Raw genomic sequence first — 18,542 nt, forward strand, 5'->3', positions numbered from 1 at the left:
AAGGCCCTGGAAAGCACATCCAGGACGATCGGAAGGCGTAAGGTGTGCTGATCGTGGGACCGCCCTCCAACCGGAGACGGCCGGCCGGCGTCCCACCAGATACAGGGGCATGAGGGCCGGAACGGGGGTGAGGGCGTGCGGGAGTACCTGCTGGTGATCCTCACCGGTATCACCGTCACCTACCTGCTCGTCTCCCCGGTGAAGAGCCTGGCGATCGCCATGGGCGCCCAGGCCGCGGTCCGCGACCGCGACGTGCACAAGGTGCCCACCCCGCGCATCGGCGGCCTGGCGATGTTCGGCGGCCTGCTGGGGGCCCTGGTGATGGCCCGGGCGCTGCCGCACATGACCCAGGTCTTCATCGAGACCAAGACCGCCAACGCGATCATCCTGTCCGGCGCCCTCATCGTCCTGCTCGGCATCGCCGACGACCTGTGGGACATCGACGCGCTGACCAAGCTCGCCGGGCAGATCGCCGCCTCCGGCATCCTGATCATGAACGGCGTCCAGCTCAGCGCGCTTCCGCGGCTGGACGGCGGCTCGCTCACCTTGTCCCCGATCTACGGGGTCCCGCTGACCGTCTTCATCGTGGTCGCCACGATCAACGCGGTGAACTTCATCGACGGGCTCGACGGCCTGGCCGCGGGCGTCGTCGGCATCGCCGCCTTCGCGCTGTTCCTGCTCGGGTACCGCCTCGCCGAGGTCGTCGACATCCCGCTGCTCATCGGCCCGGCGATGATCGCCGGCGTGCTCGTCGGGATCTGCGCGGGCTTCCTCGCGCACAACTTCCACCCGGCGCGCATCTTCATGGGCGACACCGGCTCGATGCTCATCGGCCTGCTGCTGTCGGCCTCGACGATCCAGCTCATCGCGCTGTTCGACACCGCGCTCGCCGAGAAGTTCAAGATCCTGCCGATCTGGCTGCCGCTGCTGCTCGTGCCGATGGTGACCATCGTGCCGTTCGCCGACATGCTGCTCGCGGTCTGGCGCCGCACCAACCAGGGACTGTCGCCCTTCGCGCCGGACAAGCAGCACCTGCACCACCGGCTCCTGCGCCTCGGCCACTCCCACCGCAGGTCGGTGCTGATCATGTACGGCTGGGTCGGCCTGGTCGGCGCCTGCATGGTCGCCATGTCGTTCGTTCCGCCGAACTCGCCCAAGTGGCAGGCGCTCGTGCTGTTCATCACTCTCTGTGTCGCAGCCCTGGGCGCGGCCCTCATGGTGGGCGTGCCGCGCCTCATCGCGCGCAGGGCTTTCCAGGCCGAGGTCGAGGCGGCCGCGGCGGGTCCGGGGGACAGGACGCGGCAGCACGCTTAACGTGCCGTTCGCATGCCGGTTACCCAGGGGGTAATTGCCGGAGTTCCCTAGCCTTGTGATAGCTTTCACTAAGTAGAGACGAACACGTAACGTAACCACCCCGGAGCCCTCATGGACTCGACTGGAAAGCGCCTCTTCGCCGGCGCAGCCCTCCCCGTCTCCCTCGCGGGAGTCGTCGCGATCGCCGTCGGCAGTGTCGTCGGCGGGGTCGAAGGGGCGCTCGGCGCGGCACTCGCCTCGGTGGCTGTGATCGCCTTCTTCTCACTCAGCGCGTACGTCGTGAACTGGGCTTCGAAGATCTCGCCGCAGACCGTCCTGCTCGCGGGCCTTGCCAGCTATGTGCTCAAGGTCCTCGCCATGATGGTCCTGGTTTCGGCGGTGAAGGGTGTCACGGTTTTCGACACCGTGGTTTTCGGCTGGACCGTGGTGGCCCTCGCGGTCGCCTGGATCGTCGCCGAGTTCCGTATCACCCTCGACACACGAAAGCCCTACATCGATGAACCCGCCGGTGATGCCCGCCGCGACGACGCCAAGGAGCGCGCGTCGCACGGGGCCACTCCGATATGACCAGTCCGCGCCTAGCCTGCTATTGTCCGGAACGCGATGAGCGAGCACGAGGCACCATCCGAAGAGGCGGGCCCCAGCTTCGCAGACGCCATGTGGTCGGTCCCGAGCTACATACTCTCGGGAATGGTCATCTGGGGCGGCGCGGGTTGGTTTGCGACGTACCTGACCGGGTGGGTGTTGTTCAAGCCGGTCGGTTTGGTGATCGGTGTGGTGCTCGCCGTCTACCTGGTCTACGTGAAATACGGTCGCTGACCGCCGGTGCGCGGCATCCGGTCAGACGGTTCTTGATCCGATATCAGCTTGAAGGGAACGCCACAGTGCGCGAGTGCAGCGAGCGGACCACCGTACCCACCGAGGTGAACAAGTGAGTACAGCGATCGTGCTCGCTTCGTCCGGTGAGGAGTTCACGCCGCCTGGCGCCGAACTGTTCGACTTCCCGCCGCTCTTCGCCGGCGGCCCGGAATGGCTGACCAAGCCGGTCCTCATGGCGATCTTGGGCGCGGTGGTCACCTGTGCCCTGGCGTGGAGCGCGTTCGCCAAGCCGAAGCTGGTGCCCCGCGGCATGCAGAACGTCGGCGAGATGGGCTACATCTTCGTACGCGACCAGGTGGCCCGTCCGTTCCTGGGCAAGGACGCCGAGCGGTGGATGCCGCTGCTGCTGTCCATGTTCCTGCTCATCTGGTGCTGGAACATCTTCGCGGTCGTCCCGATCATCCAGTTCCCGGTCGCCTCCCATATCGCGTTCCCCGCGGTTCTCGCGCTGAGCGTGTACGTCCTCAAGATCTACCTGGGCATGAAGCACCAGGGGCCGGTGAAGTACTTCACCAACCTCATCCCGCCCGGCCTGCCCAAGCCGATCTACGTGCTGCTCGTTCCGATCGAGTACCTCTCGACGTTCGTCCTCGCGCCCTTCACCCACGCCGTCCGACTCTTCGCGAACATGTTCGCCGGACACATCATCCTGGCCTTCTTCAGCCTCGTGGGTTACTGGTTCCTCATCGAGAACCCCACTCTTCTGGGCGCTCCCGTCGGCGTGCTCGGCGTCGTCATGACCATCCTGATGACCGCTTTCGAGATGTTCATCCAGTTCCTGCAGGCCTTCCTGTTCACCATGCTGGCCGCGATGTACATCGGCAGCGGTCTGCACGCCGACCACTGAGTCGTCGACACAAGGCCTCTATCCCCAAGGACCAGACCGGCGGAAACCTCCGCCGGCCAACTGAAGGAGTAAGTGAAAATGAGCGTTCTCGCCGCCGTCGAAGGCAACGTCGGTGCGATCGGCTACGGCCTCGCCGCCATCGGCCCCGGTGTGGGCGTCGGCATCATCTTCGGCCAGGGCGTCCAGGCGATGGCCCGTCAGCCGGAGATGGTCGGTGTCATCCGCCAGAACATGATGCTGGGCTTCGTTCTTACCGAGGCGCTCGCCCTCATCGGTCTGGTCGCGCCGTTCATCTACGGCTGATCAGCCCCAACCCTGACGAAAGGCTGCGAACATCATGATCACAGCAGCTTCACTGCTCGCTGCGGAGGAGGGGAACAACCCCCTCATTCCGCACACCTATGAGCTGGTCGTCGGAATCTTCGCCTTCCTCGTCGTCGTCCTGGTCGTCGGCAAGATCCTGACTCCCCGGATCCAGAAGACCCTGGCCGAGCGCACCGAGCTCATCGAGGGTGGGCTGAAGAAGGCCGAGGATGCTCAGGCCGAGGCCAAGCAGACCCTCGACGCTTACAAGAACCAGCTCTCGGAGGCCCGCCAGGAAGCGGCGCGCCTGCGCGAGGAGGCTCGTGAGCAGGGCGCTTCGATCATCGCGGAGATGAAGGAGCAGGCCCAGGTCGAGGCTCGGCGAATCGTCGAGAACGCTCAGGCGCAGATCGAGGCGGAGCGGGCCCAGGCCCTGGCCTCCCTGCGCGCCGAGGTCGGCGCGCTGTCCGTCGACCTCGCGGGTCGCGTCGTCGGTGAGTCCCTTGAGGACGAGGCGCGCCAGCGCCGCATCGTCGACCGGTTCCTGGAGGAGCTCGAGACCTCTGACGCCGCCGGTAAGGCCCTGTGATGGCGGGAGCTGTCACCAGGGCCGCCCTGGCCGAAGTGGACGAGCGGTTCCCGGCGATCCTGGCGTCCGCCGACGCGGGCGTGCTGGGCGCCGAACTGTTCGAGATCCTGCACCTGCTCGACCGTGAGCACGGCCTGCGCCGGACGCTGTCGGACCCCTCGGCCTCGGCCGAGGCGAAGGCGGGCCTCTTCGGCTCGCTGCTCGACGGCAAGGTCAGCACCGCCGCGGCGACGCTGGCCGGCGAGATCGTGCGGCGCCGCTGGAGCTCCTCCAGCGAGCTGACCGACGCGTTCGAGCTGTACGCGGTGGCGGCCCTGGCCGACGCCGCGGAGCGGGCCGGGCAGCTCGACCAGCTGGAGGACGACCTCTTCCGCTTCGGCCGGACCGTCGAGGGCAACACCGAGCTGCGCAACGCGCTGGCCGGTGACCTGGTGCCCGTCGACCGCAAGGCCGAGCTGGTCAGCTCCCTGCTGGAAGGCAAGGTCGCCGGGCCGACTCTGGCCCTCGTGCTCGAGGCCGTCACCCACCCGCGGGGACGTAGCCTGGAGCGTGGGCTGGACGCGTTCGGCAAGATCGTCGCCATTCGGCGCAACCGGCTCGTCGCGCTCGTGCGCACCGCTGTCGCCCTCACCGGCGAGCAGCAGACCCGGCTGGCGGCCGCGCTCGGCGCGTCCTACGGCCGCGAGGTACACCTGAACATCGAACTCGACCCCTCAGTGCTCGGCGGTATCGCCGTGCAGCTCGGGGACGAGGCAATCGACGGCACGATCGCCGGACGCCTTGAGGGCGTTCGCCGGCGTATCGCCTGAAGGGCAAGAGAGGAATCATGGCGGAGCTGACGATCCGTCCGGATGAGATCCGGAACGCGCTGGAGCGTTTCGTCCAGTCGTACGAGCCCGACGCGGCCGCGCGCGAGGAGGTCGGCACTGTCACCGAGTCCGGCGACGGTATCGCTCGCGTCTCGGGCCTCCCCTCGGCGATGGCCAACGAGATCCTCGAGTTCGAGGGTGGCATTCGTGGTCTGGCGCTGAACCTCGAGGCGCGCGAAATCGGCGCGGTCGTACTGGGCGACTTCACTAAAATCGAAGAAGGCCAGGCCGTGCGCGGCACCGGCGAGGTCCTGTCGACGCCGGTGGGCGACGCGTTCCTCGGCCGCGTCGTGGACGCGCTGGGCAACCCGATCGACGGCAAGGGCCCGGTCGAGTCGACCGAGCGCCGCGCGCTGGAGCTGCAGGCTCCGACCGTCGTGCAGCGCCAGTCGGTCGGCGAGCCGCTGCAGACCGGCATCAAGGCGATCGACGCCATGACGCCGATCGGCCGCGGTCAGCGCCAGCTGATCATCGGCGACCGGCAGACCGGCAAGACCACGGTCTGCGTCGACACGATCATCAACCAGCGGGAGAACTGGCTGTCCGGTGACCCGGACAAGCAGGTCCGCTGCATCTATGTCGCGGTCGGCCAGAAGGGCTCCACGATCGCCTCGATCCGGGGCACCCTGGAGGAGGCCGGCGCGCTGGAGTACACCACCATCGTGGCGGCTCCCGCGTCCGACCCGGCCGGCTACAAGTACATCGCGCCCTACACCGGTTCCGCGATCGGCCAGCACTGGATGTACCAGGGCAAGCACGTCCTGATCGTCTTCGACGACCTGTCCAAGCAGGCCGAGGCCTACCGCGCCGTGTCGCTGCTGCTGCGCCGCCCGCCGGGCCGTGAGGCCTACCCGGGTGACGTCTTCTACCTGCACTCGCGTCTGCTGGAGCGCTGCGCGAAGCTGTCCGACGACATGGGCGCCGGCTCCATGACGGGTCTGCCGATCATCGAGACCAAGGGCAACGACGTCTCGGCGTTCATCCCGACCAACGTCATCTCCATCACCGACGGCCAGTGCTTCCTGGAGACGGACCTGTTCAACCAGGGTGTCCGTCCGGCCATCAACGTCGGTATCTCCGTCTCCCGCGTCGGCGGCTCCGCGCAGATCAAGGCCATGCGCAAGGTGGCCGGCACGCTGCGTCTGTCGCTGTCGCAGTTCCGCGACCTGGAGGCGTTCGCCGCCTTCGCGTCCGACCTCGACGCGGCCTCCAAGGCCCAGCTGGACCGCGGCTCCCGCCTGGTCGAGCTGCTCAAGCAGCCGCAGTACAGCCCGTTCCCGGTCGAGAAGCAGGTCGTCTCGGTCTGGGCCGGCACCTCCGGCGAGCTCGACGAGGTCCCGGTGGAGGACATCCGCCGGTTCGAGGCGGAGTTCCTCGACTACGTCGAGGCCAACTCCAAGGGCCTCCTGGCGGGCATCCGCGACACCGGGCAGCTCTCCGACGACGCGCTGACGACCCTCAAGGACTCGATCACCGAGTTCAAGAAGGGCTTCACCACCAGCGCCGGTACCCTCCTGGGCGCCGACGAGCCGGTCGAGCCCCTGGGCGCCGAGGACGTCGAGCAGGAGACCATCAAGCGCGTCAAGAAGGCCTGATCCATGGGAGCTCAGCTTCGAGTCCTGCGCGGCAAGATCAAGTCGGTCTCCTCGACCGCGAAGATCACGCGCGCGCAGGAGCTGATCGCCACCTCACGGATCACCAAGGCGCAGGAGCGCGTGGCCGCCTCCAAGCCGTACGCCGACAAGATCACCGCGGCGCTGTCCGCGCTGGTCAGCCACCGGTCGGGCGTCAACCACCCGCTGCTCACCGAGCAGCCGGAGGACAAGCGCTCGGCGGTGCTGATCATCACGTCGGACCGCGGCTTCTGCGGCGGCTACAACTCCAACGTGATCCGTGAGGCCGAGTCCCTCATGGCCATGCTGCGCGAACAGGGCCGCGAGCCGGTCCCGTACGTGATCGGCAACAAGGGCGTCACCTGGTACCAGTTCCGTGACCGCGAACTCGGCGGGCACTGGTCCGGCTTCTCCGGACAGCCGGACTTCGCCAGCGCCGAGCGGGTCGGGCGCAAGCTCGTCGAGGACTTCCTCAAGACGGACGCCGAGGGCGGGTTCGGTGAGATCCACGTGGTCTACACCGAGTTCGTCTCGATGCTCACCCAGGAGGCCCAGGTCAAGCGGCTGCTGCCGCTCCAGGTCGAGGAGGTGGACCGGAGCGGGGACGCTCCGCTGCCGTCCTACGACTTCGAGCCGTCGGCGGACACGGCGCTTGACCTGCTGCTGCCCAACTACATCGAGAGCCGCATCTTCCACATGCTGCTCCAGGGCGCGGCTTCCGAGCACGCGGCACGACGCCGGGCCATGAAGTCGGCGACGGACAACGCCAACGATCTGATCAACCTGTACTCGCGCAAGGCCAACCAGGCGCGGCAGGCCGAGATCACCCAGGAAATCAGCGAGATCGTCGGTGGCGCGGACGCGCTCGCCGACGCCGGTCGCGGGGAGTGAAAAGGAACATGTCTTCAACTGCGGTAGCGATCGGCACCGGCCGCGTCACCCGGGTCATCGGCCCGGTCGTCGACGTGGAGTTCCCCGCCGACGCGATGCCTCCGATCAACAACGCCCTCAAGGTCGACGTCACCCTCGGTGCCGAGACCAAGACCCTGACCCTCGAGGTCGCCCAGCACCTGGGTGACAACGTGGTCAAGACCATCTCCATGCAGCCCACGGACGGCCTCGTCCGCGGCGCCTCGGTCAGCGACTCCGGCAACCCGATCCAGGTTCCGGTCGGCGACGTGACCAAGGGCCACGTGTGGAACGCCCTCGGCGAGTGCCTCGACGTGCCCGTCGCCTCTCTCGAGGTGAACGAGCGCTGGGGCATCCACCGCAGCGCTCCGCCGTTCGACCAGCTGGAGTCGAAGACCGAGATCCTGGAGACGGGCATCAAGGTCATCGACCTTCTCACCCCGTACGTCAAGGGTGGCAAGATCGGTCTGTTCGGTGGCGCCGGTGTCGGCAAGACCGTGCTGATCCAGGAAATGATCACCCGTGTCGCGCGGAACTTCGGTGGCACCTCGGTGTTCGCCGGTGTCGGCGAGCGCACCCGTGAGGGCAACGACCTCTGGGTCGAGATGGACGAGGCGAACGTCCTCAAGGACACCGCCCTGGTGTTCGGCCAGATGGACGAGCCGCCGGGCACCCGTCTGCGGGTCGCCCTGTCCGCCCTGACGATGGCGGAGTACTTCCGCGACGTGCAGAAGCAGGACGTGCTGCTCTTCATCGACAACATCTTCCGCTTCACCCAGGCCGGTTCCGAGGTCTCCACGCTGCTGGGCCGCATGCCGTCCGCGGTGGGCTACCAGCCCACCCTGGCCGACGAGATGGGCCAGCTGCAGGAGCGGATCACCTCGACCCGCGGTCACTCGATCACCTCGATGCAGGCGATCTACGTCCCCGCGGACGACATCACCGACCCGGCGCCGCACACCACGTTCGCGCACCTGGACTCCCGGACGGTTCTGTCCCGGGCCATCACCGAGAAGGGCATCTACCCGGCGGTCGACCCGCTGGACAGCTCCTCCCGGATCATGGACCCGGCGATCATCGGCCGCGAGCACTACGACGTGGCCCAGAGCGTCATCGGGATCCTCCAGAAGTACAAGGAGCTCCAGGACATCATCGCGATCCTCGGTATCGACGAGCTGTCCGAGGACGACAAGGTCACCGTCCAGCGCGCGCGTCGCATCGAGCGGTTCCTGTCGCACCCCATGTACGTCGCCGAGCAGTTCACCGGCCAGCCCGGTGTGACCGTTCCGCTCGACGAGACCGTGGCCTCGTTCAAGGCCCTCACCGAGGGCAAGTACGACCACATCCCCGAGCAGGCGTTCTTCATGTGCGGTGGCGTCGACGACGTCGAGAAGAAGGCCAAGGAGCTCGCCAAGTAAGGCGGCTTCCCGCCGCCGGGGCCAGCGGGCCCCGGCGGCCCTTCTTCCTGGAAGAGGAGAGACACTATGGCGATCAGAGTCGCCCTCGTCTCGCCCGAGCGCGAGGTATGGGCCGGCGAGGCCGAGATGGTGGTCGCGCAGACCATCGAGGGTGAGATCGGTATCCGTACCGGTCACTCCCCGGTGCTGGGCGTCCTCGTCGACGGCAGCGTCGTGAAGATCTTCCCGACCGGTGGCGACCCCGTCATCGCGGCGGTCGGCAGCGGGTTCTTCTCCGTGGCCGACAACGAGGTGTCCGTGCTGGCCGAGCAGGCCGAGCTGGGCGCCGAGATCGACCTCAGCGAGGCCCGTGAGGCCCTCGCCGCGGCGCAGGCCGGCGGCGACGGGGACAACCCGCAGGCCGTGGCCGAGCGTCGGGCGCGGGCCCGGCTCCGGGCCGCCGGCGCGGACGTCTGAGAGAGTTCGGCAACACGTGGGCGAGCACCTGGCAGAGATCACCGGCTGGGTGCTCGTCGCCGTTGTGCTGCTGGTCACCCTGGCCTTCGCCGCGATGACCCTGCGCCGCTGGCTCCTGGAGCTGGGCGGCGGCACCGTCGAGTGCAGCCTCCGCGACCTCGGCGGCACCGGCGTGTGGCGGCTGGGGATCGGCAGGTACCAGGGCGACGAGCTGCAGTGGCACCAGATCTTCGGGCTGGGCCGCAGGCCGCGGATCGTCATCCAGCGGCGCGGCCTCGTCGTCCTGGGCCGGCGCGACCCGTCCGACGGGGAGGCCGAGGCCCTGACGGGCGACGCGGCCATCATCGAGGTCCGCAGCGGCGACGCCAAGGTGGAGCTGGCGATGTCCTTGGCGGCCCTCACGGGCTTCCTGGCGTGGCTGGAGTCCTCGCCTCCGGGCTGGCCGGTCGACCTGCCTTCGGGGGCCTGAGGCGCCGCGCTCTACGCTGGCCCGTATGAGCCGCGAAGACGAACCCGTCGTCCTGTCCAAGATCTACACCCGGACCGGGGACGACGGCACCACGGGTCTCGGCGACGGCAGCCGGACCAGCAAGACCGACCCGCGCCTTGCCGCGTACGCGGACGTCGAGGAGACGAACGCCTTCATAGGCGTCGCTCTGGCGACCGGGGGACTGCGCGAAGACGTCGCCGCCGTGCTGCGGCGCGTGCAGAACGACCTCTTCGACGTCGGCGCCGACCTGTCGGCCCCCGTCGTCCCCGATCTGCCCTACGAGCCGCTGAGGGTGACCGCCGCCTACGTCGAGCGCCTTGAGGGCTGGTGCGACGAGTTCAACGGCCCCCTGCCCGTGCTGCGGAGCTTCATCCTGCCGGGCGGCGACCTGCCCACGGCGCACCTGCACGTGGCCCGGACGGTCTCGCGGCGGGCCGAGCGCATGGTGTGGGCGGCGATCGAGGCGCACGGCGACAAGGTGAACCCGCTGACGGCGCGCTACCTCAACCGCCTGTCGGACCTGCTGTTCATCCTGTGCCGCACCGCGTCGGCGGGCGCCGAGGTGCTGTGGAAGCCGGGAGGCTGACCTACAGGAGGCGGGCCATGAGGACGTCGTCCACGTAGCCGCCGTCGATGAGGAACTCCTCGCGGAGGATCCCCTCGATGTGGAAGCCCGCCCGCTCGTACAGCCGGCGCGCTGCGGTGTTCCCCGACAGCACGCGCAGGGTGAGCCTGCGCGCGCCCTGGCGGCGGGCCTCGGCGCACGCGGCGTCCAGCAGCGCGAGGCCGACGCCCTGCCCGCGCGCGGCATGGTCGACGCCCAGGCCCTGGATCTGCCTGACGTGCGCCGCCGTCGGCTGCAGGACCGGCTGGACGAGCCGGAGGAAGCCGATGAGGGCCCCCTCCCGCTCGGCCACGAGGAAGTGGTCCGGCAGGTGGAAGCGGTCGAAGAAGTGGGGGCCGGCCGGAGGGCGGGGCACGACGGAGTTGTCCGGCGCCCAGGTGCGCCGGTCCAGATCGGCCAGGGCGCGCTCGTCCTGCGGTCGGGCCTTGCGGATGACCACGTCGTTCACCCCTCCAGTCTGCCGTTCCCGGACCACGCGGGGCGAGGGCGGTGGGAGACTTGGCGCATGCGTCTCGTCATCGCCCGCTGCTCCGTGGACTACGTGGGGCGGCTCACCGCCCATCTGCCGCTCGCGACCCGCCTCGTCCTGATGAAGGCCGACGGCAGTGTGTCGATCCACGCCGACGACCGGGCCTTCAAGCCGCTGAACTGGATGAACCCGCCCTGCAGCGTCAAGGAGGAGCCGTTCACCGAGCACGACGCGATCGCGAAGTGGACGGTCACGCACGGCAAGTCGGGCGAGCAGCTCATCCTCACGATCTTCGAGATCCTGCACGACCACCACCACGAGCTCGGACTCGACCCCGGCCTGCAGAAGGACGGCGTCGAGGCGCACCTGCAGGAGCTGCTCGCCGAGCACATCACCACCCTGGGCGAGGGCTACCGGCTGATCCGGCGGGAGTACCCGACGGCGATCGGCCCCGTGGACATCCTGTGCCGCGACGCGGCAGGGGGAACCGTGGCGGTGGAGATCAAGCGGCGCGGCGAGATCGACGGCGTCGAGCAGCTCACCCGCTATCTGGAACTGCTGAACCGGGATCCGCTGCTGGCGCCCGTCAAGGGGGTCTTCGCGGCGCAGGAGATCAAGCCGCAGGCGAAGGTCCTCGCGCACGACCGCGGCATCGGCACCCTGACCCTGGACTACGACGCCCTGCGCGGCATCGAGAAGGAAGGCATGCTCTTCTAGGGGTCCTCAGGGCCGGTCGTCCGGAGGCGACGTCTTTGGGGCGGGGGTCGAGGGGTCGGGGTCCCGGAAATGCGGAGAGCCGCCCGGGTCCGCCTGCGGGATCGCGTCCCGGGTGGCCGGCCGAGGGCGGCTCCGTGCCCGATGCGTGCTGCTTCCGGCCCCGTCAGATGTCGGGGCTGAAGGCGTAGGTGTACTTCGCGAAGTGGTGGTGCGTGCCGGGGACGAAGACCCGGTACGTGCGGTTGTTGCGGATGACCCAGGCGGTCTCCCCGTAGCGGTCGGTGCGGCGGCAGGAGACCGTCACGAAACGGCGGTCGTAGCCGCGGACCTCCCGGCGCTGGAGGCACACGCGCGCGTCGCGCAGGACGCGGTCGGTGCCGGCGCGCTTGAGTTCGACCTCCAGCAGGGACCGGTTGCCCCGGTAGTCCTCGAGGTCGAGTTCCACCGAGACGCGGAAGCGGCGAAGGTAGTCGTCCGTCGCCGAGGCGACCCGGGCGCCGGCCGTGGCGGAGGAGTCCGCGGCCACGGCCGTGCTCGGGGCGGCCGGCTGGGCCGGTGGCGCCGCGGGGATGGTGGACTCGGAGGCGAAGGCCGATGGTGTCGTGGCCAGCGCAGCCGCGGCTGTCGCCGCACAGAGTATCTGCTTGATCATGCATCCTCCCGGAGAGATCGTTATCCGTTGACCTGTCCGAGAAGGGCGATGGTGAATCTTGTCGCCGCGCTTGCGCTTGGTCAATTATCGGAAAAACGAACCCTTTGTCGGGAATGGAATAGGGAATTTCGCGAGAATGGCGCCGGTTCGTCAGGGCCGGGTGTACGGGACGCCGACGCGGGTGTGCGCCTCTTCCACGATCCGCTGGTGGACGCCGTACCTGAGCGTCCGGGTGAGGGCGTGCCCGGCGGCGCGGGCGGCGAGCGGCCCGAGCGGGCTGCGGGGCGCGAGGCCCAGCAGGCGCTTGGCCCAGGACGGGAGCAGGTCGGTGGCCACCCGGCTGATGACCTGCGTGGAGTAGCGCGTCGTGGGATCCCCGCCGACGGGTCCGCGCAGGAAGCCGATGGCCTCCAGGGTCTCCTCCGAGACGGTGAGGCGCGGGCGCATCATGGCGAAGTAATCGGCGACGTCGGCGCGCGACTTGGGCACGTCGGTCGCGCCCAGCATCTCCGATACGACGGCGTACTGGGCGAAATATTCGTCAATGCCCTTTCCGTCAAGGGGCTTCGGGTGGTAGCGCTGATGCGCCTTGGCGGCCTGTGCCGACTGGGTGATGCCCGTCCAGATGATGTCGGCGGAACTCGTCGCCGAATAGGGGCGGCCGTCGGGCATGGCGCCGTGGACGCGCTTGTGCATCGTCCGGACGATGCCGGCGAGCTTCTCGGCGACGGGCGTCGCGCCGTAGGTCATGCCGCTGACGAAGCTGCTGGTGAATCCGAGCCGCCGGATCGGGTCCTGGAGGTAGTTCGAGTGCTGGTTCGTGCCGTGGGTGACGGGTTCGTTGAGCGTGCCGAGCAGGAGCCCGGAGACGCCTCCGAGGACTCCGGAGACGTCGCCGTGCACGTACCAGACGGCCGAGCCGGGGCCGAAGAGCCCGGGGTCGCCGACGGGTTCGGTGTACTGCTCCCCGGGCAGGTGCGCGGCGGCCAGCATGCCCCAGTAGGAGTCGTCGATCTGCTTCCTGAGGTTCATAAGCACATACTTATGGACGGATGAGACAAGTTTCAAGTGGTGTCTCACAGATAGGGTGTGACCATGCCCTCAGGTGCCACCCTGCCCTCCGGCTCTTCGTCCGCAGAGTCTCCGCCGCTCCCGCCCGCCGCCTCCGGCCGGTCCTCCGCGGAGCGCATCGTCGACGCGGCCGAGGAGTGCTTCGCCCGCTTCGGCGTCGCCAAGACGACGGTCGAGGACGTCGCCCACGCCGCGGGCATGTCGCGGGCGACCCTGTACCGGAACTTCTCCGGCGGCCGGGACGAGCTGATCCTCGCGGTGTTCCTGCGCGACATCGGGCGGTTCCTCGACGAACTCGTCGCGAACGTGCCCGACGAGTTCGACCCCGTCGAATCGGTGGTGGCGGGGGTGCTGGACGCGGTGCGCTTCGTGCGGCGCGAGCCCAAGTTCGCCGCGCTGTTCGCGCCCGAGGCCTACGGGCACACCCACAAGGCGGTCGCGCAGTCGTCCCAGCGGGCACTGGACCTGTGCGCCGAGCGCGTCGAGCCCTACTTCCTCGCCGCCCGCGACGCGGGCCTGCTGCGCGCGGAGCTGGAGGTCAACGGCACCGTGGAGTTCCTGTTCCGCATCATCTCCTCGCTCAGCCTCGCGCCGCTGGACCGCCCCGAGGCCGAGACCGCGAAGTTCCTGCGCGCCTACGTGGTCCCCGCACTGCTGCCCTGACGACTTTCGCGGCGTCGTGTCCCAAGAGTTATCCACAGGCCGGGATCAGGATGCGGGGCGGGGGAGGTAGCGTTCGGCTCGTGAGACAGAAGCAGCGCAGTTCCGGCAGGGGGATCAGCCCGGTCTTCCTCGGCATCCTGGCCGTCACCGCGGTCTTCGGATTCCTGGTGTGGCAGACCGGCTTCGAGGCCAGCGATCGTGCGGGCCTCCTGGTGTTCGTCTTCGTGGTGGCCGCCTGGGTGGTGTCGCTGTGCCTGCACGAGTTCGGGCACGCGGCGCTCGCGCACCGCTTCGGCGACCACTCGGTGGCCGCGCGCGGCTATCTCACCCTCGACCCGCGCAAGTACACGGACATGACCCTGAGCATCGTGCTCCCGGTGCTGTTCCTGATGCTCGGCGGCATCGGCCTGCCGGGCGGGGCCGTCTGGATCGACCGGGGCGCGATCCAGGGCAGGTTCCGGCACAGCATGGTGTCCTTCGCCGGCCCGCTCGCCAACATCGTGTTCGCGATCGTGTGCGGGGCGGCCATCCACCAGTGGGCGACCGCCGAGCACGCGGTGTTCTGGACCGCGATCGCCTACCTCGGCTTCCTCCAGGTCACCGCCGCGGTGCTCAACCTCCTGCCCGTGCCCGGCCTCGACGGCTTCGGCATCTGGGAGCCGTACCTGCCACGGCACCTCGTGCAGAAGGTGGCGGGCTACGGCATGTGGGTCTTCATCGGCCTGCTGCTCCTGCTGTGGATCCCACCGCTGAACCGCGCCTTCTTCTCCCTGGTGTACGCCATCACCGGCCTGTTCGGCATCAACGAGGAACTCGCGCAGATCGGGCACGCGCTCTTCACGTTCTGGGGGTGAGGCGCCTCCCGCGTCTCCCGCACCGCCTCCCGCCTCTCGCGGGTCCCACCGGTCCCGCGGGGGGCACAGGCGCGCACGTTCCTCTTCGGTGAGGAGTGTGTCACGGGATCATCAAGAAAAGCTTGCTTTCTGTCGGCGTTCACTATGGACGTCTCACGCAAAGGTGATTAGCGTCACCAGTGGACACTTCGGCGGAAGGAAGCCACACGCATGTCCCTTGATGTCTCCCCCGAACTGCTCGCAAGGGCACAGCAAGGTGAGATCGACGACGCCATGTTCGTCGAGTGCATCCGGACCTCGCTCCCGTACGCCTGGGATCTGATCAGCGGTCTGGTCGCCGATCTCGAAGTCGCCGGCGGCGACTTCGCCGACAACCAGACACCTCCTCCGGACGAGCAGGCCCGCGGGCAGCTCCTGCGAGTCCTGGCGAGTGACGCCATGCGCGGCAGCATCGAGCGCTACTTCGGCGTCAAGCTGGCCTTCCAGAACTGCCACAGGGTGGCGGTGTTCCCCGGCAAGGCAGGGGACTCCGACACCTACCGGCGGTTCGTGACGGCACGCGAGCAGATCCTCAACCAGCAGCCGCACCTGCGCGACTGCTGACGGGCGCCCAGCGGGCAGGATCGCGGAGCCTCGGCAGGACGTCCCTGCCGAGGCTCCGCACGCATCTGAGGGTCGCTGAGGGGTCGGCGGCGCACTCGGCCAGCAGAACCACCCGGGCGACGTCCGGGAGCGCGCACGTGGCCTCCAGGGCCGCCGCGCAGTCCTCCGCGGTGCCGACCGCGTGCAGTTCGGCGAGTTCGGCCGCGTACTCGGCCGCGTCGCGCCGGTGCCGGGGCCGCCCGTCCGCCGCGACATGGCCGTCGAGGCCGGGGCCCATCCAGCGCGGCAGCTCCTCCCGAACGGTCGCCTTGGCCTCCTCACGGGTCCGTCCCACCCAGGCCAGGCCCACCGCCGTGTGGCCCACGCCGGCGGGGCCGCCCAGCGCGCGGTACCGCGCGATCGCCTCGGCCTTGCCCGCGTCGCCCACGTGCATCCCCAGCAGCATCGGCAGGCCGCGCCGGGCGGCGAGCTCCTCCGAGGCGGGGCCGGAGGCGGCGAGGAAGACCGGCGGGGGAGTCTCCGGCCGGGGGACGAACGGGACCTCGCCGAACCGGAAGAACCGCCCGTCGGCCGCGACCGCCTCCCGCCCGTCCAGGCAGGCGCGGAGCAGGTCGAGCGCCTCGGGATAACCCTCCTCGTACCGTTCGAGGCCGGTGCCGAGGACCTCCAGCTCGCGCCACGGCCCGCCCCTGCCGACGCCGAGCAGGAACCGCCCGGGCGCGAGCGAGGCCAGCAGCGCCGCCTCCTCGGCCAGCGCGACCGGGTGCCGGGCCGAGAGGACGGCGACGGCGGTGCCGACGGAGATCCGCGACGTCGCCGCCAGCAGGTGTCCGGCGAGCACGGTCGCCGACGGGCACACCCCGTAGGTCATGAAGTGGTGCTCGGCGAGCCACACCTCGTCGAATCCGGCCTCCTCGGCCGCTCTGGCCAGGGCGACCGTCCTGCGGAGGGCGTCGGCGGGGGACTGGCCGGGCCACTGCCCGGCGGGGAGGAAGAGTCCGAAGCGCATGGTCGTCTGCCTGCCCGCGAAAGGCGTCTGCCAGACTTCTTTGCAGCGGACGGCTTGAGCGGACGGCATGGAGAGGAACGGCTATGGGCTTCGGCAAGGTGGGTGTGGTCGGACTCGGCACGATGGGCGCGGGCATCGCCGAGGTGCTCGCCCGCGGTGGTGTCGAGACCGTCGGCGTCGAGGTGAACGACGCGGCGCTGGAGCGTGGCCGCGGCGGCATCGAGGGCTCCACCGGTCGGGCGGTCACCCGCGGCAAGCTCACCGAGGAGGCCCGCGACCAGATCCTCGGCAGGATCACCTTCAGCACCGACTTCGGCGCCCTGGCCGACTGCGACCTCGTCATCGAGGCGGTGCCCGAGTTGATCAAGCTCAAGGCCACGGTCTTCGCGCAGCTCGACAAGGTGTGCCGGCCCGACGCCGTCCTCGCCACCAACACCTCGTCCCTGTCGGTCACCGAGATCGCCGCGGCGACCTCCCGGCCCGAGTCGATCGTCGGGGTGCACTTCTTCAATCCCGCGCCCGTCATGAAGCTCGTCGAGGTCATCCGCAGCCAGGCGTCGCGGCCCGAGTTCGTCGCCGCAGTCACCGAGCTGGTCCGCGACCTCGGCAAGGTGCCGGTGACGATCGGGGACCGCGCCGGGTTCGTCGCCAACCGGCTGCTGTTCGGGCTGCTCGGCCCGGCCGCCCAGCTCGCCGAGACCGGGGTCGCCAAGGAGGACATCGACGCCTCCCTGAAGGCGATCGGCCTCCCCATGGGCCCGCTCACCCTGATGGACCTCATCGGCCTCGACACCTGCCTTGAGGTGCTGGAGGCCGTCCACGCCGACTCAGGCTCGCCCCGGCACGAGCCCGCGGGCATCCTGCGCAAGCTGGTCGGCGAGGGCTCGGTCGGCCGCAAGTCCGGCGGCGGCTTCTACACCTACGACCGCGCGGGCTCCGGCACCGTCGTCGCCCCGGTCGAGGGCACCGCCTCGGCGGAGATCGCCGAGCAGCTGTACGGCCCGTACCTGGAGGACGCCGCCGAGATGGTCCGCAGCGGCTACTGCACGGCCGACGACGCCGACGCCGCGATGACCCTCGGCTGCGGCTTCCCCGTCGGCCCCATCGCCGCCCTGCGCGACCGGGGCGCCTGGACCGACTGACCTCGCATAACCTGTAGATCATGGCGCGCAGGAACCGGCGGAACGACGGCGGCACCCGTCCGCTGTCGTCCTTCGGCGTGCAGGAGACCAGGAGCGAGCCGGACGGCGAATGGCACGTCCGCGCCATCACCGCGGCGGCCGCGGTCAAGCACTACCGCTGCCCGGGCTGCGACCAGATGATCCCCCCGGGGCTCCCGCACCTGGTCACCTGGCCCGCCGACCGCGGCGGTCCCGACGACCGGCGGCACTGGCACAAGCCCTGCTGGTCGGCCCGGCTGCGCAGAAAACCCAGAAGGTGACATGAGTACGGAGATCAGGGCATCGACGGTGCTGCCCGCCAAGCGCGAGGACATCACCCTGCACACGGGTGACGGGCTGGAACTCGTCGGTGAACTCGCGCTGCCCGAGGACCGCGAGCCGGTGGCGACGCTCGTGTGCCTCCACCCCCTGCCCACCCACGGCGGGATGATGGACAGCCACGTGCTGCGCAAGGCGTCCTACCGGCTGCCGGCACTCGCCGGGCTCGCGGTGCTGCGCTTCAACACCCGCGGCACGACCTCCGACCGCGGCACCTCGCAGGGCGCGTTCGACGGCGGCGAGGACGAGCGCTTCGACGTCGCGGCCGCCCTGGAGTTCGCCGAGTATCACGACCTGCCGAACGTGTGGCTGGTCGGCTGGTCGTTCGGCACCGAGCTGGCGCTGAAGTGGGGGCTCGACCCGTCGGTCGCGGGCGCGATCCTGCTGTCGCCGCCGCTGCACCGCGCGACCGACGCCGACCTCGACGCCTGGGCCGCCGACGGCCGGCCGCTCACCGCGCTCGTCCCCGAACTCGACGACTACCTCCGCCCGCCCGAGGCGACCCGCAGGTTCGCGCGGGTGCCGCAGGCCGAGGTCATCGGAGTCCCCGGAGCCAAGCACCTGTGGGTGGGGGAGCCCTCGGTGCAGGTGGTGCTGAACGAGATCGTCAAGCGCGTCGCCCCGAACGCCTGGCCCCTGCCCGTCTCCTTCTGACCGCGCACGCTGACCGCACACGGCCAGCCCGCGGTTTTT

Annotated in this window: 24 protein-coding genes; 20 read left to right on the forward strand and 4 right to left on the reverse strand. The window is 69.6% G+C overall.

The features are described from left to right. Nucleotides 1-135: 135 nt before the first annotated feature. From ACYVOM_RS28125 to ACYVOM_RS28185, 13 genes are all read left to right on the forward strand, one after another. A complete protein-coding gene (locus tag ACYVOM_RS28125; protein WP_460306531.1) occupies nt 136-1,314 on the forward strand; it encodes an MraY family glycosyltransferase in 1,179 nt (392 codons plus the stop codon). 111 nt (nt 1,315-1,425) lie between these two features. After that, entirely contained in the window at nt 1,426-1,881 is a 456-nt protein-coding gene (locus tag ACYVOM_RS28130) for a hypothetical protein (RefSeq protein ID WP_460306532.1), read from the forward strand. A 36-nt stretch (nt 1,882-1,917) separates the two neighbouring features. Beyond that, nucleotides 1,918-2,133, forward strand: a complete 216-nt coding sequence (locus ACYVOM_RS28135) for a hypothetical protein (RefSeq protein WP_460306533.1) — start codon at nt 1,918-1,920, stop codon at nt 2,131-2,133. Between the two features lie 112 nt (nt 2,134-2,245). After that, nucleotides 2,246-3,040, forward strand: coding sequence for a F0F1 ATP synthase subunit A (gene atpB, locus ACYVOM_RS28140; protein WP_460306534.1), 795 nt, complete (start codon nt 2,246-2,248; stop codon nt 3,038-3,040). 78 nt (nt 3,041-3,118) lie between these two features. After that, a complete protein-coding gene (gene atpE / locus ACYVOM_RS28145; protein ID WP_123668887.1) occupies nt 3,119-3,343 on the forward strand; it encodes an ATP synthase F0 subunit C in 225 nt (74 codons plus the stop codon). Between the two features lie 34 nt (nt 3,344-3,377). Further along, nucleotides 3,378-3,932, forward strand: a complete 555-nt coding sequence (locus tag ACYVOM_RS28150; RefSeq protein ID WP_460306535.1) for a F0F1 ATP synthase subunit B — start codon at nt 3,378-3,380, stop codon at nt 3,930-3,932. Further along, entirely contained in the window at nt 3,932-4,741 is an 810-nt protein-coding gene (locus ACYVOM_RS28155; protein ID WP_460306536.1) for a F0F1 ATP synthase subunit delta, read from the forward strand. Before ACYVOM_RS28150 ends, ACYVOM_RS28155 begins: the two co-directional genes overlap by 1 nt. A gap of 17 nt (nt 4,742-4,758) precedes the next feature. Beyond that, a complete protein-coding gene (gene atpA, locus ACYVOM_RS28160) occupies nt 4,759-6,396 on the forward strand; it encodes a F0F1 ATP synthase subunit alpha (RefSeq protein ID WP_460306537.1) in 1,638 nt (545 codons plus the stop codon). Between the two features lie 3 nt (nt 6,397-6,399). After that, entirely contained in the window at nt 6,400-7,305 is a 906-nt protein-coding gene (locus ACYVOM_RS28165) for a F0F1 ATP synthase subunit gamma (protein WP_460306538.1), read from the forward strand. A gap of 8 nt (nt 7,306-7,313) precedes the next feature. Continuing rightward, the gene (gene atpD / locus ACYVOM_RS28170) at nt 7,314-8,741 is read left to right on the forward strand and encodes a F0F1 ATP synthase subunit beta (RefSeq protein WP_460306539.1); all 1,428 of its coding nucleotides are present in this window, start codon (nt 7,314-7,316) and stop codon (nt 8,739-8,741) included. Between the two features lie 66 nt (nt 8,742-8,807). Beyond that, nucleotides 8,808-9,197: a F0F1 ATP synthase subunit epsilon gene (locus ACYVOM_RS28175; protein ID WP_460306540.1), complete on the forward strand. Its 390-nt coding sequence runs from the start codon at nt 8,808-8,810 to the stop codon at nt 9,195-9,197. 16 nt (nt 9,198-9,213) lie between these two features. Continuing rightward, the gene (locus ACYVOM_RS28180) at nt 9,214-9,666 is read left to right on the forward strand and encodes a DUF2550 domain-containing protein (RefSeq protein ID WP_460306541.1); all 453 of its coding nucleotides are present in this window, start codon (nt 9,214-9,216) and stop codon (nt 9,664-9,666) included. A gap of 25 nt (nt 9,667-9,691) precedes the next feature. Continuing rightward, nucleotides 9,692-10,273: a cob(I)yrinic acid a,c-diamide adenosyltransferase gene (locus tag ACYVOM_RS28185; RefSeq protein WP_460306542.1), complete on the forward strand. Its 582-nt coding sequence runs from the start codon at nt 9,692-9,694 to the stop codon at nt 10,271-10,273. 1 nt (nt 10,274) lies between these two features. Here the strand turns inward: ACYVOM_RS28185 and ACYVOM_RS28190 are convergent, their stop codons facing one another. Then, on the reverse strand, nt 10,275-10,760 hold the full coding sequence (locus tag ACYVOM_RS28190; RefSeq protein ID WP_460306543.1) for a GNAT family N-acetyltransferase: 486 nt from the start codon (nt 10,758-10,760) through the stop codon (nt 10,275-10,277). A 57-nt stretch (nt 10,761-10,817) separates the two neighbouring features. On the opposite strand from ACYVOM_RS28190, the gene nucS reads away from it, so the two are divergent. Further along, nucleotides 10,818-11,498 carry an endonuclease NucS gene (gene nucS / locus ACYVOM_RS28195; RefSeq protein ID WP_460306544.1) on the forward strand — a complete coding sequence of 227 codons (681 nt, stop codon included), beginning with the start codon at nt 10,818-10,820 and terminating at the stop codon, nt 11,496-11,498. Between the two features lie 163 nt (nt 11,499-11,661). Here the strand turns inward: nucS and ACYVOM_RS28200 are convergent, their stop codons facing one another. Beyond that, nucleotides 11,662-12,150 carry a hypothetical protein gene (locus ACYVOM_RS28200; protein WP_460306545.1) on the reverse strand — a complete coding sequence of 163 codons (489 nt, stop codon included), beginning with the start codon at nt 12,148-12,150 and terminating at the stop codon, nt 11,662-11,664. Between the two features lie 150 nt (nt 12,151-12,300). Beyond that, entirely contained in the window at nt 12,301-13,182 is an 882-nt protein-coding gene (locus ACYVOM_RS28205; protein WP_460306546.1) for an oxygenase MpaB family protein, read from the reverse strand. Between the two features lie 63 nt (nt 13,183-13,245). Between ACYVOM_RS28205 and ACYVOM_RS28210 the strand changes: the two genes are divergently transcribed. From ACYVOM_RS28210 to ACYVOM_RS28220, 3 genes are all read left to right on the forward strand, one after another. Beyond that, entirely contained in the window at nt 13,246-13,884 is a 639-nt protein-coding gene (locus tag ACYVOM_RS28210) for a TetR/AcrR family transcriptional regulator (protein ID WP_460306547.1), read from the forward strand. 80 nt (nt 13,885-13,964) lie between these two features. Next, nucleotides 13,965-14,738 (forward strand): site-2 protease family protein, encoded by a 774-nt coding sequence (locus tag ACYVOM_RS28215; RefSeq protein WP_460306548.1) that lies wholly within the window; start codon nt 13,965-13,967, stop codon nt 14,736-14,738. A gap of 210 nt (nt 14,739-14,948) precedes the next feature. Then, nucleotides 14,949-15,341 (forward strand): SCO5389 family protein, encoded by a 393-nt coding sequence (locus ACYVOM_RS28220; protein ID WP_460306549.1) that lies wholly within the window; start codon nt 14,949-14,951, stop codon nt 15,339-15,341. On the opposite strand, the gene ACYVOM_RS28225 is transcribed toward ACYVOM_RS28220, so the two are convergent. Beyond that, the gene (locus ACYVOM_RS28225; protein ID WP_460306550.1) at nt 15,310-16,350 is read right to left on the reverse strand and encodes an LLM class flavin-dependent oxidoreductase; all 1,041 of its coding nucleotides are present in this window, start codon (nt 16,348-16,350) and stop codon (nt 15,310-15,312) included. The genes ACYVOM_RS28220 and ACYVOM_RS28225 overlap by 32 nt on opposite strands. Before the next feature lie 83 nt (nt 16,351-16,433). Between ACYVOM_RS28225 and ACYVOM_RS28230 the strand changes: the two genes are divergently transcribed. From ACYVOM_RS28230 to ACYVOM_RS28240, 3 genes are read left to right on the forward strand one after another with little or no spacing between them, the layout of a single operon-like run. Continuing rightward, nucleotides 16,434-17,492, forward strand: coding sequence for a 3-hydroxyacyl-CoA dehydrogenase (locus ACYVOM_RS28230; RefSeq protein WP_460306551.1), 1,059 nt, complete (start codon nt 16,434-16,436; stop codon nt 17,490-17,492). 20 nt (nt 17,493-17,512) lie between these two features. Beyond that, nucleotides 17,513-17,791, forward strand: a complete 279-nt coding sequence (locus tag ACYVOM_RS28235) for an ATP/GTP-binding protein (protein ID WP_460306552.1) — start codon at nt 17,513-17,515, stop codon at nt 17,789-17,791. A gap of 1 nt (nt 17,792) precedes the next feature. Beyond that, on the forward strand, nt 17,793-18,503 hold the full coding sequence (locus tag ACYVOM_RS28240) for an alpha/beta hydrolase (protein ID WP_460306553.1): 711 nt from the start codon (nt 17,793-17,795) through the stop codon (nt 18,501-18,503). The last annotated feature ends 39 nt before the right edge of the window (nt 18,504-18,542 follow it).

This window comes from Actinocorallia aurea (assembly GCF_054783995.1).

Excerpts from the sequence above, each read along its gene's own strand:
- ACYVOM_RS28235 (WP_460306552.1), top strand. The coding sequence starts at position 17,513 with ATGGCGCGCAGGAACCGGCGGAACGACGGCGGCACCCGTCCGCTGTCG.
- ACYVOM_RS28175 (WP_460306540.1), top strand. The coding sequence starts at position 8,808 with ATGGCGATCAGAGTCGCCCTCGTCTCGCCCGAGCGCGAGGTATGGGCC.
- ACYVOM_RS28135 (WP_460306533.1), top strand. The coding sequence starts at position 1,918 with ATGAGCGAGCACGAGGCACCATCCGAAGAGGCGGGCCCCAGCTTCGCA.
- ACYVOM_RS28220 (WP_460306549.1), top strand. The coding sequence starts at position 14,949 with ATGTCCCTTGATGTCTCCCCCGAACTGCTCGCAAGGGCACAGCAAGGT.
- ACYVOM_RS28205 (WP_460306546.1), bottom strand. The coding sequence starts at position 13,182 with ATGAACCTCAGGAAGCAGATCGACGACTCCTACTGGGGCATGCTGGCC.
- ACYVOM_RS28165 (WP_460306538.1), top strand. The coding sequence starts at position 6,400 with ATGGGAGCTCAGCTTCGAGTCCTGCGCGGCAAGATCAAGTCGGTCTCC.
- ACYVOM_RS28210 (WP_460306547.1), top strand. The coding sequence starts at position 13,246 with ATGCCCTCAGGTGCCACCCTGCCCTCCGGCTCTTCGTCCGCAGAGTCT.
- atpD (WP_460306539.1), top strand. The coding sequence starts at position 7,314 with ATGTCTTCAACTGCGGTAGCGATCGGCACCGGCCGCGTCACCCGGGTC.
- atpA (WP_460306537.1), top strand. The coding sequence starts at position 4,759 with ATGGCGGAGCTGACGATCCGTCCGGATGAGATCCGGAACGCGCTGGAG.
- ACYVOM_RS28200 (WP_460306545.1), bottom strand. The coding sequence starts at position 12,150 with ATGATCAAGCAGATACTCTGTGCGGCGACAGCCGCGGCTGCGCTGGCC.
- ACYVOM_RS28185 (WP_460306542.1), top strand. The coding sequence starts at position 9,692 with ATGAGCCGCGAAGACGAACCCGTCGTCCTGTCCAAGATCTACACCCGG.
- atpE (WP_123668887.1), top strand. The coding sequence starts at position 3,119 with ATGAGCGTTCTCGCCGCCGTCGAAGGCAACGTCGGTGCGATCGGCTAC.
- ACYVOM_RS28130 (WP_460306532.1), top strand. The coding sequence starts at position 1,426 with ATGGACTCGACTGGAAAGCGCCTCTTCGCCGGCGCAGCCCTCCCCGTC.
- ACYVOM_RS28225 (WP_460306550.1), bottom strand. The coding sequence starts at position 16,350 with ATGCGCTTCGGACTCTTCCTCCCCGCCGGGCAGTGGCCCGGCCAGTCC.
- ACYVOM_RS28155 (WP_460306536.1), top strand. The coding sequence starts at position 3,932 with ATGGCGGGAGCTGTCACCAGGGCCGCCCTGGCCGAAGTGGACGAGCGG.
- ACYVOM_RS28240 (WP_460306553.1), top strand. The coding sequence starts at position 17,793 with ATGAGTACGGAGATCAGGGCATCGACGGTGCTGCCCGCCAAGCGCGAG.
- ACYVOM_RS28230 (WP_460306551.1), top strand. The coding sequence starts at position 16,434 with ATGGGCTTCGGCAAGGTGGGTGTGGTCGGACTCGGCACGATGGGCGCG.
- nucS (WP_460306544.1), top strand. The coding sequence starts at position 10,818 with ATGCGTCTCGTCATCGCCCGCTGCTCCGTGGACTACGTGGGGCGGCTC.
- ACYVOM_RS28150 (WP_460306535.1), top strand. The coding sequence starts at position 3,378 with ATGATCACAGCAGCTTCACTGCTCGCTGCGGAGGAGGGGAACAACCCC.